At 65.7% G+C, this 14751-nt stretch carries 13 protein-coding genes; 5 read left to right on the top strand and 8 right to left on the bottom strand.

What is annotated here, in order from left to right; translation table 11 throughout:
- Window positions 1-33 precede the first annotated feature (33 nt).
- The gene (locus MXA07_RS15095) at window positions 34-723 is read left to right on the top strand and encodes an HAD family hydrolase (protein WP_247729420.1); all 690 of its coding nucleotides are present in this window, start codon (window positions 34-36) and stop codon (window positions 721-723) included.
- On the opposite strand, the gene MXA07_RS15090 is transcribed toward MXA07_RS15095, so the two are convergent.
- Both MXA07_RS15090 and MXA07_RS15085 read right to left on the bottom strand, forming a co-directional pair.
- Window positions 681-1262 carry a hypothetical protein gene (locus MXA07_RS15090; RefSeq protein ID WP_247729419.1) on the bottom strand — a complete coding sequence of 194 codons (582 nt, stop codon included), beginning with the start codon at window positions 1260-1262 and terminating at the stop codon, window positions 681-683. The genes MXA07_RS15095 and MXA07_RS15090 overlap by 43 nt on opposite strands.
- Before the next feature lie 130 nt (window positions 1263-1392).
- Window positions 1393-1923 carry a SprT-like domain-containing protein gene (locus MXA07_RS15085; RefSeq protein ID WP_247731766.1) on the bottom strand — a complete coding sequence of 177 codons (531 nt, stop codon included), beginning with the start codon at window positions 1921-1923 and terminating at the stop codon, window positions 1393-1395.
- 261 nt (window positions 1924-2184) lie between these two features.
- On the opposite strand from MXA07_RS15085, the gene MXA07_RS15080 reads away from it, so the two are divergent.
- Both MXA07_RS15080 and MXA07_RS15075 read left to right on the top strand, forming a co-directional pair.
- On the top strand, window positions 2185-3123 hold the full coding sequence (locus MXA07_RS15080; RefSeq protein WP_247729418.1) for a purine nucleoside permease: 939 nt from the start codon (window positions 2185-2187) through the stop codon (window positions 3121-3123).
- A 528-nt stretch (window positions 3124-3651) separates the two neighbouring features.
- Window positions 3652-4497: a hypothetical protein gene (locus MXA07_RS15075; protein ID WP_247729417.1), complete on the top strand. Its 846-nt coding sequence runs from the start codon at window positions 3652-3654 to the stop codon at window positions 4495-4497.
- Between the two features lie 803 nt (window positions 4498-5300).
- Here MXA07_RS15075 and MXA07_RS15070 read toward each other — a convergent pair.
- The 4 genes from MXA07_RS15070 to trpC are packed head-to-tail and all read right to left on the bottom strand — an operon-like array spanning window position 5301 to window position 9255.
- Entirely contained in the window at window positions 5301-6089 is a 789-nt protein-coding gene (locus tag MXA07_RS15070; RefSeq protein ID WP_247729416.1) for a 2-amino-3,7-dideoxy-D-threo-hept-6-ulosonate synthase, read from the bottom strand.
- Window positions 6090-6125: 36 nt separating this feature from the next.
- A complete protein-coding gene (gene trpA, locus MXA07_RS15065) occupies window positions 6126-6986 on the bottom strand; it encodes a tryptophan synthase subunit alpha (protein ID WP_247729415.1) in 861 nt (286 codons plus the stop codon).
- Entirely contained in the window at window positions 6983-8365 is a 1383-nt protein-coding gene (gene trpB, locus MXA07_RS15060; protein WP_247729414.1) for a tryptophan synthase subunit beta, read from the bottom strand. The genes trpA and trpB overlap by 4 nt, the downstream gene beginning before the upstream one ends.
- Complete coding sequence (gene trpC / locus MXA07_RS15055; RefSeq protein ID WP_247729413.1) at window positions 8362-9255, bottom strand: indole-3-glycerol phosphate synthase; 894 nt, start codon at window positions 9253-9255, stop codon at window positions 8362-8364. The genes trpB and trpC overlap by 4 nt, the downstream gene beginning before the upstream one ends.
- Before the next feature lie 219 nt (window positions 9256-9474).
- Between trpC and MXA07_RS15050 the strand changes: the two genes are divergently transcribed.
- Window positions 9475-9936, top strand: a complete 462-nt coding sequence (locus tag MXA07_RS15050) for a methylated-DNA--[protein]-cysteine S-methyltransferase (protein WP_247729412.1) — start codon at window positions 9475-9477, stop codon at window positions 9934-9936.
- 483 nt (window positions 9937-10419) lie between these two features.
- Here MXA07_RS15050 and MXA07_RS15045 read toward each other — a convergent pair whose 3' ends face one another.
- A complete protein-coding gene (locus MXA07_RS15045; RefSeq protein ID WP_247729411.1) occupies window positions 10420-11424 on the bottom strand; it encodes a CPBP family intramembrane glutamic endopeptidase in 1005 nt (334 codons plus the stop codon).
- Window positions 11425-11427: 3 nt separating this feature from the next.
- Window positions 11428-14040 carry an ATP-dependent protease LonB gene (gene lonB, locus MXA07_RS15040; RefSeq protein WP_247729410.1) on the bottom strand — a complete coding sequence of 871 codons (2613 nt, stop codon included), beginning with the start codon at window positions 14038-14040 and terminating at the stop codon, window positions 11428-11430.
- 189 nt (window positions 14041-14229) lie between these two features.
- Between lonB and MXA07_RS15035 the strand changes: the two genes are divergently transcribed.
- Window positions 14230-14751, top strand: coding sequence for a nicotinamide-nucleotide adenylyltransferase (locus MXA07_RS15035; RefSeq protein WP_247729409.1), 522 nt, complete (start codon window positions 14230-14232; stop codon window positions 14749-14751).

The raw sequence follows: 14751 nt of genomic DNA, 5'->3' as shown, positions 1-14751 counted from the left end.
CGGTAAGGACGGTGACCGGCCTACGAACGTTCGATGCGATACGACGCGGTCTGTTTCGACCTGGATCGGACGCTGTGCGTCTCGACGCAGGACGCGGAGGCCGTCCTCGCGAGCGCGTTCGACCGGGTCGGTTGCGAACCCTTCTGCGGGTACGACGACCTCTCCGCGCTCGTCCCGGAGGTCGCCGACGCGACGACCGATCTCGAGTTCCACCGGAACCTCTTCGAACGCGCCGCGACCGACGCCGGGGTCGATCCCGCCCACTCCCGGCCGCTGGCCGAGGCGTACCTCGACGCCTCCGACCCAGCCGCCGTCGCGTTCCGCGACGGGGCCGAGTCGATCATCGAGCGCGCGCGGGACCGAGCCGACGCGGTCGGGTTGATCACGAACGGCAGCCGGGAGACGCAGTCACAAAAACTCGAGACGCTCGGGATCGCCGACGCGTTCGACGAGTCGGTCTTCGTCGACCCGGACGCCGGCGTGCCGCCGAAACCCGATCCGATCCCGTTCGAACGGGCCCTCGCGGGGCTGGGAACGGAGCCGGAACGGACCATCCACGTCGGCGACACCGTCTACGCGGACGTCGCCGGCGCCAACGCCGCCGGGATGGATTCGGCCTGGCTCTCGCCGCCCGCGGGGGCCGATCAGATCGAGGAGGCGGACTCGACCCACCGCCCGACCTACGAGTTCGCCTCGCTCGACGGGCTCTCGTCCGTGCTGTGACCGTCGGGTGACGGCAATCGATCGCGGTGGACCACGACCCGGTTCTCAGCCCGATCCGTCGTTTCATTGAGCCGAACCAGCAACGAGGCGACGGTCTCGAACGACTCGGGCAGGGCGAACGCGTCCTCCTCGCGCTCGTCGCGGGCGCGGACCGTCTCGACGTAGGCGGCCAGCTCGCCCACCGCACCGAGGGGCAGGTAGACGACGTCCGGATCGTCGTCGAGCAGCGACTCCCAGTGCGTACAGAGCCCCTCGGCGACGTGTCTGGGTCGGTTCACGCGGGCGGCGATCCGCTCCGGGTCGGCCGCCTCGTCGTCGAGCGCGCCCCCGATCGCCTGCGTGAGGGACGCTTCGCGGTCCCCGGCCGCGTCGTCTGCCTCGAGCAGCTCCCTGAGGGCCCGACACTCGGCGTCGGAGATCGCGACCGCGTAGGCGATCACGTGGGTGTCAGTCGAGACGGTGAAGACGACGTCGTCGGGGTCGTAGTAGAACTTGCAGACGCCCGATTCCTCACCCCGTAACCGATCGAGTAGTCCCATACCCGCCGTTTCGAGCGGATCCCGATAAAGGCCGGCGAATGGGGTCGCCCCGCGCGTCGGGAGCGGCCGGCAGGAAGCGTTGGCGCCGGAATCGACGGCGCCGGGACGCGCTCGGCTACACGGACCGTCCCTACCAGTCGGCGCCGAGCGTCGAGCGAGTACTCTCGTAGCCCGCGGCGGACGTCCAGGTGCGCCCGCTCGCGACGTGTTCGACGAACAGGTCGCCGCCGCAGTCGCCGCAGCGGTACCGTTTGGGGTCCTTGATCGGTTTCGAGGCGCGGTGGCGATCGAGCGACCAGTCGCAGTCGCCGGCGCGACACCGTAGTCGGTAGCGCGGATCGGTGAACGAATCGCAGTGGATCGAGACGTTCAGGCGGTCTGCCACCTCGCGAAACCGCGCGCCGTGATCCGACTCGCCGAACGTCTGGAACTCCCAGGCGTGGATGAGTTCGTGCCTGACGACGGCCTCGAACGACGCCCGGTCGTAGGTCTCGTACGCCCGTCGCGAGAGGACGATCGTCGCCACCGCATCGTCGGCGTCCCACTTGCAGACGCCCGCCCGACGCTTCGCCCGCGCCGAGACGGCCCACTCGAGCGCGTCGAGGTCGACGTCGATCTCGTCGGCGACCGATCTCGCGTGAACGCGGGCGTGCGCGAGGATTTCTTCGTCCGTCGGTTCCGTGCGAGTTTCGGCCCGCTCTGATGCGTCCGTCGACCGACCGCCGCCGATATCGGCCTCGTCTTGCCGATCGGTCTCCGGCGGGACGACGTCGCCGCTGTCGCGACCCGACGAGCCGGCCGTTTCGTCGGTCGAGGCCGATTCGCGCGTCACAGGGCCGACCACGCAGGGCGGGTCCGTCACGGTTACGGTCCGCGATTCCGACCGCCACGTTTTCGACGCCGGCCCGCATCTGGCGCAGGTATGACCGGTTCGCTCCCGACGCCGAGGCCGCTCGACCCGACCGCTGCGGTGGAACCCGCGGTTCTCGTCCTCCCCGCGGTCACGTACGAGCCGCCATTCGACGAGCGCCGACGCTGGCTCGACCGGCTCTCCATCCGGGCGGCCTATACGATCCCCGGCGCCGAGAGCCCGCTCTACCTGAGCGAGGACGGCGTCGCGGTCACCACGACCGGTCTCGGGAAGGCGCCGGCGGCGACGACGGTGGCCGCGCTCTGGTGTGCGGACGGCCTCGATCTCGACGCGACGACGGTCATCTCTGCGGGGATCGCAGGCGCTCCGCCGGAACGGGCGTCGCTCGGATCCGTCTTCGTCGCGGACGCGGTCCTCGACTGGGATCGCAAGCACCGCTGGGACCCGGACGAAGTGGCGGACGCCGAGTCAGCAGACGACCAGGGCGACGGCCCCGTCACCGTCGAACCGCTCGCGTACGAACCCGAGGGCTCGCTCCACGAACCCGATCCCACCCTCGTCGAGCGCGCACGCGAGGCGACGAGCGGCCTCGAGCTCCATGTGAACGAGCGCGTGCGAGCGTTCCAGGACCGCTACCCGGCTGCACCGGACCACGGCCCCCGAACCGGCGCCGGACCGACCATTACCAGCGACGAGTTCTGGCACGGAACGAGCGTCGCTCGCGAGGTCGAGTCGCTCTGTGCGGCCTACGGCATCGACCCCTACGTGACGACGCAGATGGAAGACGCCGCGACGGCGACGGCTCTCGCGCGCTTCGACGCCGCCGATCGCTACCTGAGCCTGCGGGCCGTCGCGAACTACGACCGGCCGGCGCCCGACGAGCACGTTCACGAGAGTTTCGAGGGTACCGACGCGTCGGTCGACCTGGCCGCGGAGAACGTGGCGCGTGCGGGGATAGGTATAGTGAATGATTTATTAGGTTTGTTATAAAATACTCTGATGCTAAACTATTAATATGATAATTGAGAAGCGGAAATAGATTAATAACACCTGCTGACGTGGAGCAGATAGAGCGACTTCGTACTGAATTAACTCGGAGATTGTCTGTCGACATGACTTCGTGAAGGATAGATACGAAGATGACACAACTGCTGACACCGTAAAGCGAGAAGGAAAGTACCAGTCAACTGGCCATTGACGGGCCGAGAAGTGGAACATGGACAGAATTAATGGGCTCACTCGGACCCCAACGGCAATCGGACGCCAAATTCAATGTAGCAGATCGCAATTGTCCCATGAAACTCCCCGATGTCGATCAACGTGGATGATGTCGGAACCCGATAGTTGTTGATGGCGAGTTTGGCGTGATGCGCCATCAGAATTTCATTAATGCGTTTCCTTGACAGTTCGCCCACTACTATGATAGCAACCGGTAAACACTCAACGAAATAGACTATAAAAATCATTAAGAGTAATATCATAAGGTTTATACACCCGATTATATTCTTAGAAAATGCAATGTCCAACGAAAATTGCAATAATAGTGAGAAGAGAATGGGGACTTTGGCCACCTCGGCTAATCGACGCATCTTTGTCAAATCAGTAGCTGCAAGTGCCATTACCGCAACGGGATTGTCTACAACGGGGAGTGCCGAACCTGATGATGAGTCGGATACTGCCATTGCTCTTGATGAGGGCGGGGAAAATCCCAACACTGACTTCAATGGGTGCTACGGATTCGTTCTTGAAGGAAAAGAGGATAATACTGAATTTACTATTGTATTTAATGAAAGAATGCGGGAAGTTAGGCGACTACCTGGTTCTTCGTATGATAACCAGATAAACCATGATATGTTATGGGGTAACGCTGATGACGGGGAAGCTCATGGGTTTGTTAGTGAAAATGAGTGGATACTGGACGGAATTATAGTAGATGGTGAGGCAGTGATGCAGCTTGTGGCAAATCCAGAAGATAAAGAGAGTTGTAATATGGTTACTCAACCAGATCCAATTCACAATGTAGAATTCGAATTGGAGGGAAGTGGCGAGTATGCCTTCGGATTTTGGGACGCAAACGGGCCACTTTCCGAAGTGAGCATACCATCAGACGGAGAGTTCCAAACATGCATACCAGCAGGCAAAAACATCATTTGCTATTGGACCAACCATGGTGTTCAAACCGATGAATTTGACAGGGGTCATCCCGGTGATCCGAGTTACTATGATTATGCAGCTGGATCTCCGGATCCCAATGATCCACATATCTATACGGTGAATGGATACTCCATGGACATCACAGATGGCCCATCGTCCTACCACATCCGTGACATGGAAATGTTCTTCGATTGGGATTTTAAGTATTAAACCCATAATAAATAATCACTCTCCTGCCTTGATAGAAGGATAACTATGGCCCCCGTCTAGTTCAGAGCCTTCTCGGCTGGTGTTCGGCCAATCATCGCTTAATTCGGTTGGTGTGATGCCTGAAGCTTTTTATTTAGGGGCATGCGTTGACTGGACTGTCACGTAGAATGTTTGAAAGCGGTTGACCTGCTTGAGATAGTTTCAGACCACTTTTCGAGATGTGTCGGTCGATATTGGCGAGATAACAACTTCATTTGTGGCGTGGGCAGCTAGATAGCCGCAAGTATTGATGGTAATCTCGCCGATGTCGTGTTTCTCGGTTAAACCCTCTAAAAGCGCTACTTTGGGGTAAGGCCATCGGCGGTTGAAGATATTGATTTCGAGTAACAGCTTCAATTCAGTGTCGGTCGCAGTGTACAACCACGACTATTCGTCGTCATTTTAAATAAGATTCTGGTCGACCTCGACGCGCGATGAAGCATCCGTCGGCGAATCGCTCTGATCCTCCGAATATTTGTGCGGTTAGTTCCAGTTTGTTCTATAGGGACGGTTCAGGCGAATAAGTCGAACACGGGCCACGATTCCTCAAACCAATAGTTCATCGGTGTAAATCAATCCAAACATCTTGACGGGTAATGGTGTATACATATTCTCCCTACCCCGTCATAATCCACATCTAAGTTACCTCTGAGTGGGGTGATAGGTCACCGGTTGTCTTCTCGCTAGTATTTGCTCATTCCTCACCCTGAACTAGACAGTATCGGTGGAAATCGTAATATTAGGTGGCAACGTTAACTCGTCATCTAATGATTCACTTCTACCTTTTCTAACGAGGTATCTATTTCTACATTCTTGTGCACCACGGCCGAGACCGCGCGCGTGATCGCCCCGGGATCGTCGTGCTGGAAGATCGACCGGCCCATCGACACGCCCGCGGCGCCCGCGTCCATCGCGCCCCGAACCATCTCGAGCGTTTCGCGGTCGTCCCCGCGGGAACCCCCGGCGATCACGACCGGGAGCGCGGTGTCGTCGATCACCGACTCGAAACTCTCCGGGTCGCCGCTGTAGCCCGTCTTGACCACGTCGGCGCCGACCTCCTCGGCGAGGCGGACGGCGTGGCCGAGCGCGTCGGGTTCGTCGCCCTCGAGGTCCGGTCCGCGCGCGTAGGCCATCGCGAGGACGGGAATCCCCAGCCGATCCGCGTCGCCGGTCAGCTCGGCCAGCTGGGTCAGCTGGTCGGGCTCGTGGTTCGAGCCGACGTTCAGGTGGAAGGAGACGGCGTCGGCGCCCGCCCGGACGGCCTCCTCGACGCTGCAGGTGCGGCGCTTGTCGTTGCTGTCGGGGCCAAGGACCGTCGAGGCGTTGCAGTGGACGACGTAGCCCGCGCCGTTGCGGTTCGGGTGGACCCGCGGGGCCAGTCCCTTCTGGGTCAGCACGGCGTCGGCGCCGCCGCGAGTGACGGCGTCGACGGTCGACTCGATGTCGGCCAGCCCGCGAACGGCGCCGAGGGTGATGCCGTGATCCATCGGGACGATCAGGTACCGATCGTCCGTACGGAGCCGGTCGAGTCGCGCGTCGCGTCCGATCGTCATGCAGGCTCACCACCTCGCCGGATTCTGGTCGCCAGGTCACTCATCGTCTGGCCTCTCCGTGGCATCCGTCGCGGCGCCCGCAACCGCCCCGCGTTTGAGTTCGCGCACCGTCGCTTGGAGGTCGCGTTCGGGCTCGTCGCTCGCGGCCGCCAGCTCGACCAGCGCGCTGCCGACGACGACCCCGTCGGCGCCGGCGGCGACGATCTCGCGGGCGTGTTCGGGTTCGCTCACGCCGAAGCCGACGGCCGCTGGGACGTCCGCGTCCTCGAGGCGTTCGAGGCTCTCGTGGGTCGCCGTCGAGACGTCGGTCCGCGCGCCGGTCGTCCCCAGTCGCGCCTGGACGTACGCGAACCCGCTCGTCGTCGCGAGCAGCGTCTCGAGGCGCTCGCCCTCGGTCGTCGGCGCCACGATGGCGATCAGGTCCAGCCCCGCGGCCTCGCACGCTTCGCGCACGCTCCCCGCTTCCGACGCGGGCAGGTCCGGGATGATCACGCCGTCGAGACCGGCTGCGGCGGCCCGCTCGACGAACGGGGTGACGTCGGTGCCGGAATCGGCCGGGCCGTACTGCATCAGGAGGTTGGTGTATGTCATCACGACCAGCGGCGCCTCGACCGCGAGCGAGTCGACGAGGTCGAAGAACGAGTCGGGCGTCGTCCCCGCCTCGAGCGCGCGGGCGATCGCCGACTGGATCGTCGGCCCCTCCGCGATCGGCTCCGAGAACGGCAGGCCGAGTTCGATCACGTCCGCGCCGCCGCGGTCGAGCGCCTCGACGTAGCGCTTCGTCGCCTCGAGGTCTGGATCGCCCGCGGTGAGGTAGGGGATCAGTGCCGGGTAGCCCTCGCGGATCGCCGCCTCGATCGCCGAGTCCGTCTCGACGGCGCGCCCGTCGGCGCTCATCCGTCGAACACCTCCACGTCGGGCGCGGTCGGGATGTCGCGTTTGTCGGTCTCCTCCAGAACCGTCTCCAGGTCCTTGTCGCCCCGACCGGAGACGGTCACGACGACGAGGTCGCCGAGCGCGTCGTCCCTGCCCGACCCGTCGTCGTCCCTGTCAGACCCGTCGCCGCCGCCCTCGCCCGACGCGTCGGCGTCCGGCCCGCAGGTCTCCTCCAGGTACGCGAGCGCGTGACTCGATTCGAGCGCCGGGATGATACCCTCGAGTCGCGAGAGGCGATGGAACGCCGCGAGCGCCGCGTCGTCGTCGACCGTCGCCGGACGCACTCGGCCCCGGTCGACCAGTTCGGCCAGTTCGGGCCCGACGCCGGCGTAGTCCAGCCCCGCGCTGACGCTGTGGGATTCGACGACCTGGCCGTCCTCGGTCTGGAGGAGCTTGGTCAGCGCCCCGTGGAGGACGCCCTCGGTGCCGGTCGAGAGCGACGCCGAGTTCGGCGCCACGCCGGACGCCTCGTCGATGCCGAGGTCGGAGCCGCCGGCCTCGACGGCGTGGAGGGCGACGTCCGCGGTGGCGTCAGCTTCGGAATCTGCGTCGTCAGGCCGCTCGTCACCAACGAACGCGGCGAACGTCCCCATCGTGTTCGAACCGCCGCCGGCGCAGGCGACGACGTCGTCCGGGAGGCGTCCGGCCTCGTCGCGAATCTGCTCGCGGATCTCCTCGCCGATGACGGCCTGGAAGTCCCGGACCAGCGCCGGGAAGGGGTGCGGCCCGACGACAGACCCGACGGCGTAGTGGGTCGTCTCGACGCTGCCCGCCCAGTCGCGCATCGTCTCGTTGATGGCTTCCTTGAGGGTCGCGCTGCCCGCGTCGACGGGGGTCACCTCGGCGCCGCTCATCCGCATCCGGTAGACGTTGGGTCGCTGGCGGTTGACGTCGACCCGGCCCATGTAGATCTCGCAGGGCATATTCAGGTGGGCCGCGGCCATCGCCGTCGCGGTGCCGTGCTGACCGGCGCCGGTCTCGGCGATGACGCGCTCTTTGCCCATGTACTTCGCCAGGAGGACCTGCCCGAGGGCGTTGTTCAGCTTGTGCGCGCCGCCGTGGACGAGATCCTCGCGCTTGAGGTAGATCTCGCGGCCGTAGCGTTCACTCAGGGCGTCCGCCCGCTGGAGCGGCGTCGGCCGGCCGGCGAAGGTCCGCAGGTGCTCGCGCAGTTCGTCGCGAAAGCCGTCCTCGTTGTCCAGCACGTAGCGCTCGTGGGCGTCGACCAGTTCGGCTAGCGCGGGCACCAGCGCCTCGGGGACGTACTGGCCGCCGTAGGGGCCGAAGCGGCCGTCGGCGTCGGCCACCGCCTCGCGTCGGCCGATCGAGGCGTCGGTCATGCGACGTCCACCTCCGGGTCGCTCCCCGAACGAGACTCCGGGCCGGCGTCAGATGGCTCGTCCTCGGGCCGCCCGTTCCCCGCTCGCCCGGCCTCGACCAGTCGCCGGGTGTTCGCCTCGACGTCGCCGCCCATGATCGCGCTGCCGACCAGCAGGGCGTCGGCCCCCGCTCGGCGCATGCGGCGGACGTCTGCCGGCGTCGAGATTCCGCTCTCGGCCACGAGCGTGACGTCCGCGAGTCCTTCGGCGGGGCCGGACGTCGGAGACTCGTTCGCGGTCGCGTCGCCCCCGGCCGCCCCTACGACCCGTTCGAACGTCGATAGATCGACCTCGAGCGCGGCCAGATCGCGGTTGTTGACGCCGACGAACGCGGCGCCGGCCGCCAGCGCCTCGCGAAGCTCGTCGCGCGTGTGGACCTCGACGAGCACCTGGAACCCGCGCTCGCGGGCCGCCGCGAGCAGATCGGCGAGATCGTCGACGAAGCGCGCGATCAGCAAGATCACGTCGGCCGCGACGCGGTCGAGCTGGGCTTCTTCCAGCACGAAGTCCTTTCGGAGGACGGGGACGTCGACGGCCGAGCGCACTCGTTCCAGCGTCGCCGGCGAGCCGCCGAAGTGGTCGGGCTCGGTCAGCACCGAGATGGCGCTCGCCCCGCCGTCGACCATCCGGCGGGCGAGGTCGACCGGGTCGTCCTCGCGGACGCCGTCGGTCGTCGGACTCGTCGGTTTGACCTCCGCGACGATCGGGACGCGACCGTCGGCGTCGGCCGACGTGATCGCGTCTGGGAGGGACCGGGGAGTCACGGACACGGAGTCGTCGGTCGGCGGCGTTCGATTCCTGGCCGTCTCGAGGATCGATCGGACGGCCGGTGCCACGTTCGAATCAGTCATTATCGTACATCGATGTACTGGTTTGTACATAAGCCTTGCGCGTTACGACCGCGCTCGCCTCGATTCCGCCGGGAAGGCCGACTCACTTTCGATGGGAAGCGAGGCGACGACGGCGCGGTATCGCGGTCCACCGACCGGCGACGAATCGTCTGGCGCGGGGGCGACCGACTGGTCGGGACGAGCCGAATCTTCAAGGCGCTCGCCCGCTTTCGCTCGGACATGGAAGACGCGGGCATCTACGCCGTCGAGTCGCCGTACCTCGAGCGGTACGTCCAGGTGGGCATCGCGAGCGGCCGGGTCATCAGCGTCTCGTTCCCCGAGCTCCCGCCCGAGGACGCCGTGGACGACCACCCGATCCTCGATCGCGTTCTCGAGTACCTCGACGGCGTAGCCGCGGTCGACTTCGACGACGTGTCGATCGCGCTAACGGTCCCGACCGACCAGCGGGCCGTACTCGAACGCGTCCGCGACCTCGAGTACGGGACGGGGATCGACGTCGCCGAACTCGCCGGGCTCACCCCCGGTCTCGACGCCGACGACGAGGACGACCTGATCGTCGTCCGCACGGCCCTCGACGAGAACCCGGCCCCGCTCCTCATTCCCGATCACCGCGTCCGCGACGGTCCGAGCGCCGCGCCGCCCGCGATCGAACAGAAGCTCCGGTCGCTGGAAGGGCTCTAGCGACGCACCCAGACGACGTAGACGTACCCGCCCACGCCCGCGAAGATGGCCGCCGTCGAGAGGGAGTAGAGGATCGGGATGTCGACCCCGCCAAACTGCAGGGCCAGGTCCAAGAGCTGACTCAGCCCGCCGAGCGCCAGCAGTCCGCCGGACGCGTAACACCCGCTCGGTCGGTGGCGCCCGTCGCAGCAACACGACGCCGACGCCCAGCGCGATAAGGCCGAAGAAGATCTCGCTCGCCACGAGCGGCGCCGCCGACTCGGTGACGACCGCGGCGATCCAGACGACGAAGTATCCCACGACCGCCACAGCATCAGCTGCTGGATCCGCTCCGGCGCCTCCTGTAACGTCTGCATACGACGGCGAGTCACTCGCCCCGGTTACACCCGGGTGCTTTGGTCCGTCAGTCCGTCGCTGGGTCGGTCCGACCCAGCCGGGTGCCTTTCACGCACGACGTCGGTTGGTACCCTGCTCGCTCGCCAGTCACCCGAGCGGGTCGACGTCGAACCCCTCGTGGACGACGAACTCGCAGGCGTTCAGGACGTAGTGGGCCACCACGACGGTCAGGAGACTGCCGGTCGAGACGAACACCGCCGCGAGCACGAAGCCGAGGACGCCGGTGACGACGACCCCGGCCCGGCCCTGGATGCCGTGGCCGAGCGAGAAGACGATCGACGACCCGATCGCCAGCACCCAGGGCGAGACGCCGAAGCCGGCGGCGAACGCCCCGATCAACACGCCGCGAAAGAGCAACTCCTCGAAGAGCGCGACGACCGGTAAGACGATCCCGAGGAGCCCCGCCCATCCCTGGGCGCTCGTCGGCGCGAGACTCTCGCGCAACCACTCGTCGTGGTCGACGCCGAGGCGACGAGCCAGCCGACCGCCGACCTCGCTCGCGCCGTACAACCCCAGGCCGGCACCGAGTCCGACGAGGCCATCGTCGGCGCCGCCGACCAGTCCGAGCGATCCGCCCGGAACCTCCGCGTAGACGATCACGCCGACGACGAGGGCGAGAAACAGCGCTTGCGTCGCAGCGACGTTCAACAGCAAACTCCGTCTCGTCACCGGGGTCGGTCCCACGTACGCGACGACCTGCTCTCCGCCGGTACCGCGCCCCCGGCCGGCGGCTCGAGTATTCGATTCGTCGGGTCCGGGCGTCGACTCGTCCGGTCCGAACGTCGGTTCGTCGATCTCGTCGAGGAGAGAATTGGCGGAGACCCCGTCCGGCTCTGGGCCGATCGAGTCAGGACCGTCCGACTCCGCGTCGTTCGAGTCGGTGCCGACGCCGCCGTCACCGGCGGATTCCGAGCGGTCGGTCGGCGAACCGTGGTCGCCGTTCGGATCCGATTCGTTCCTCGCCCGCGGGGATCGTCCGTCGGGATCGCTCTGTCCGACGGGTCGCAACGTCTGCTGGGTCCGAACGGAGAGAAACGCCATCGCAACGGTCAGCAGGGTGACGATCGCCGCGAACGTCACCCAGTCGACCATCCGTTACTGCGGACTCGGATTCGAGCCGCCCCGCCCGCTCACCTGTCCGTCGAAGGCCGTGTTCGTGATCGACTTGAGGCGATCGAGCAGCGAGTCCTTCTCGGGCTCGCCCATCAGCGCGACGTCGAGCACCTCGCTGATGTTCGAGACCGGGATGATCTCGACCATCTCCTCGTACTCGTCCTCGATCATGACGTCCTGCTCGTTCGCCTTCGGGATGATAACCGTCTTGATGCCGGATTTGGCGGCGGCTTCGATCTTGTGGGTCACCCCGCCGACGGGCAGGACGTCGCCCCGAACCGAGAGCGAGCCGGTCATCGCGACCGACTGGTCGACGGGGACGTCCTCCAGCGCGGAGATGACGGCGGTCGCGACGGTGATCGAGGCCGAGTCGCCGTCGACGCCCTGCTGGCCGGCCTGGACGAACTGGATGTGGACGTCCTTGCCGGTGAGCGAGGAGTCGGGGTAGTCGCTCGCCCCGTAGCGATCCTCCTCCCAGCCGGGGACGCCCGTCGAGAGGTCCTCGTCCGAGAACTTCTTGATGATCGCGGAGACGTTCTGGACGGACTCCTGGGCCATCTCCTTGAGCTGGCCGGTCGCGATGACGCGGCCGGGGCCCTGCGCGGGCGTCACTTCCGCCATGACGGGGAGCATGATGCCCGAATCCTCGCCCATCACGGCGAGGCCGTTGACGCGGCCCTCGACGCCGCCCTCGTTGACCTGCAGCTCGTAGTCCTTGCGCCGGTCGATGTAGTCGTCGGCGAGTTGCTGCTCGATCGAGCGCGAGCGCTTCTTCGCCTGGAGGACGTCCTCGCGCGTGGTGTAGTCCCGACCCTCTGCGCGGGCGATGTCGCCCGCGACGCGGACCAGTCCGCCGAGGTTGCGAAGCAGGAGCGTCAGGTGGCCCTTCCGACCCGCCCGGCGCCGAGCTTCGAGCATGACTTCCTCGATCGCCTCGCGATCGAAGTGGGGCAGCCGGCCGTCCTTCTCGACCTCCTGGGCGATGAATCGGGCGTACTTGCGTCGCATCTCGGGCGTGTCCTCGATGGTGTCGTCCATGTACACCTCGTAGCCGTAGCCCTTGATGCGCGAGCGCAGCGCGGGGTGCATGTTCTCCATCGCGTCCAGGTTGCCCGCCGCGATCATGATGAAGTCCGTCGGGACCGGCTCGGTCTGGACCATCGCGCCCGAGGAGCGCTCGGACTGGCCAGTGATGGCGAACTCGCCCTCCTGGATGGCCGTCATCAGCTTCTGCTGGCTGCGGATGTCGAGCGTGTTGATCTCGTCGACGAACAGCACGCCCTTGTTGGCCTTGTGGATCGAGCCGGGTTCGACGCGGTCGTGACTCGGCGTCTCCATGCCGCCGGACTGGAACGGGTCGTGGCGGACGTCGCCCAGCAGCGCGCCAGCGTGGGCGCCGGTCGCGTCCTCGAACGGCGCCGTGCGCTGGTCCGAGTTGTCGATGATCATGTTCGGGACCATCGCGTCCATCCCGCGGGAGGTGTAGCGGAAGAACAGCCAGATGACTACCGCGGCGATGATGCCGAGGAGGAGGGGCCCACTGATGAACGCGTAGATCACCACGATGGCGATGATGACCCACATGAGGATCGAGCGCATCTGTTTGCGCTTTCGGGCTTCCTCTTTGTGGGCGTCGATGATCTGTTCGCCCTTGCCCGCCGGGACGGTCCGGACCTTCGGCTCGTTCCCGTCGTCCGGATTGTGGTAGACGAGGACGTCCTGGAGCTCCTCTTGCGGGAGGAGCTGGCTCATCGCCTTCGCCAGCAGCGACTTGCCGGTCCCCGGCGAGCCGATCATCATCACGTGCCGGCGCTGCTTGGCCGCCTTGATGATGATGTCCCGGGCCTCGTCCTGGCCGATCACCTGATCGACCAGCCGGTCGGGCACCTCGATGTCGTCCGTCGAGTCGATCTGGAGGCCGCCGAGCAAGTTGTCCTCCTCGTCCTCGTCGATCTCGAGTTGCTCGTCGACTTCGACCTCGCTCCCGAGGTCGTCGAGCGTCTCGACCGTCTCGATCTCGTCGTCACCGGTCGGCTCGTCGTCCCACTCGTCGTCGTCCCAGCCGTCGTCCGCGTCGTCGCCGTCGTCGGGCTCCTGGCGCTCCTGCTGGTCGACCGCGGCCCAGACGCTGTCGGCGATCTGCGACGAGGTGGTATCGGACGAGCCGGCGGTCGACTCGCTCCCGCCGTCGTCGGTCTTCGCCCCGTCGTCACCTTCGGCATCGTCGTCGGTGCTGGCTTCGTCGTCCGCCTCGGTGCGGGACTCGCTCACCGAATCCGCGATCCGGATCGAGTCGGACGATTCCGCTCCCGATTCGGTCGATCGGTCGTCCGCTTCGGTCGGTCGGTCAGCCGACGCCGTCGACTCGTCGTCTGATTCGTCCACGTCAGTCTCGTCGACCGGATCCGTCACCGAGCCGTCTGACCCGGCGTCCCTGTCGGTCCTCGACCCGTCGTCGACTGCCTCTGACACTTCGTCGTCGTTGGATGACGCCCCCTGATCTGCGGGAGTCTCGTCACGCACCGGGGCCTCCTCCTCGGTGCGTTCCTCGTCCTCCCCGTCGGGAGGGCCATCGTCGTTCGTGTCGTTACTCATACGGGGCTAGTTGCTACCTGAATCGAGGGGATTGCCACTGATATACTTTCTCCCTCGGGTTCGGCTGTTTACAGCCACCTCCGGCTCTCTAACGGCCGAATTCGACAACCCCGGAGAGCGGGCCGGCCTCGCCACCCTTATGCGAGACGCGCGCATCGGCCTCGGTATGGCGCGGGGCATCTACGTCGCATGAAGCGAGGCATCTACATCGGCCGCTTCCAGCCGTTTCACGACGGCCACTACAGCGTCGTCGAGCGGATCGCCGCCGACGTCGACGAACTCGTCCTCGGCATCGGCAGCGCGGACGCCTCCCACACGGCGCGAAACCCGTTCACCGCGGGCGAACGCATCATGATGCTCACCAAGAGCCTCGCCGACTTCGACCTCGTCACCTACGCCGTCCCCATCGAGGATCTGGAACGCAACTCCGTCTGGGTGAGCCACGTCGAGAGCATGAGCCCCGATTTCGACGTCGCGTACTCGAACAACCCGCTCGTCATCCAGCTCTTTCGCGAGGCGGGCGTCGAAGTGCGCCAGTCGCCGATGTACAACCGGGGCGTGCTCGAAGGCAGCGAGGTCCGCGAGCGCATGACCGAGGACGGCGACTGGGAGTCGCTCGTCCCCGACGCCGTCGTCGAGATCGTCGAGGAGATCGACGGCATCGAGCGGATCCAGATGGTCAGCGACACCGACGCGAACGGCGAGCCCTGA

Origin of the sequence: Halovivax limisalsi (genome assembly GCF_023093535.1) — an archaeon.
Taxonomy (GTDB): Archaea; Halobacteriota; Halobacteria; order Halobacteriales; family Natrialbaceae; genus Halovivax; species Halovivax limisalsi.
This window is presented reverse-complemented; position numbering and strand designations above follow the sequence as displayed.

What these genes read in the sequence shown, in the direction of transcription:
- MXA07_RS15095 (WP_247729420.1), top strand. Translation starts at nt 34, where the DNA reads ATGCGATACGACGCGGTCTGTTTCGACCTGGATCGGACGCTGTGCGTC.
- MXA07_RS15090 (WP_247729419.1), bottom strand. Translation starts at nt 1,262, where the DNA reads ATGGGACTACTCGATCGGTTACGGGGTGAGGAATCGGGCGTCTGCAAG.
- MXA07_RS15080 (WP_247729418.1), top strand. Translation starts at nt 2,185, where the DNA reads ATGACCGGTTCGCTCCCGACGCCGAGGCCGCTCGACCCGACCGCTGCG.
- MXA07_RS15075 (WP_247729417.1), top strand. Translation starts at nt 3,652, where the DNA reads ATGTCCAACGAAAATTGCAATAATAGTGAGAAGAGAATGGGGACTTTG.
- MXA07_RS15070 (WP_247729416.1), bottom strand. Translation starts at nt 6,089, where the DNA reads ATGACGATCGGACGCGACGCGCGACTCGACCGGCTCCGTACGGACGAT.
- trpA (WP_247729415.1), bottom strand. Translation starts at nt 6,986, where the DNA reads ATGAGCGCCGACGGGCGCGCCGTCGAGACGGACTCGGCGATCGAGGCG.
- trpB (WP_247729414.1), bottom strand. Translation starts at nt 8,365, where the DNA reads ATGACCGACGCCTCGATCGGCCGACGCGAGGCGGTGGCCGACGCCGAC.
- trpC (WP_247729413.1), bottom strand. Translation starts at nt 9,255, where the DNA reads ATGACTGATTCGAACGTGGCACCGGCCGTCCGATCGATCCTCGAGACG.
- MXA07_RS15050 (WP_247729412.1), top strand. Translation starts at nt 9,475, where the DNA reads ATGGAAGACGCGGGCATCTACGCCGTCGAGTCGCCGTACCTCGAGCGG.
- MXA07_RS15045 (WP_247729411.1), bottom strand. Translation starts at nt 11,424, where the DNA reads ATGGTCGACTGGGTGACGTTCGCGGCGATCGTCACCCTGCTGACCGTT.
- lonB (WP_247729410.1), bottom strand. Translation starts at nt 14,040, where the DNA reads ATGAGTAACGACACGAACGACGATGGCCCTCCCGACGGGGAGGACGAG.
- MXA07_RS15035 (WP_247729409.1), top strand. Translation starts at nt 14,230, where the DNA reads ATGAAGCGAGGCATCTACATCGGCCGCTTCCAGCCGTTTCACGACGGC.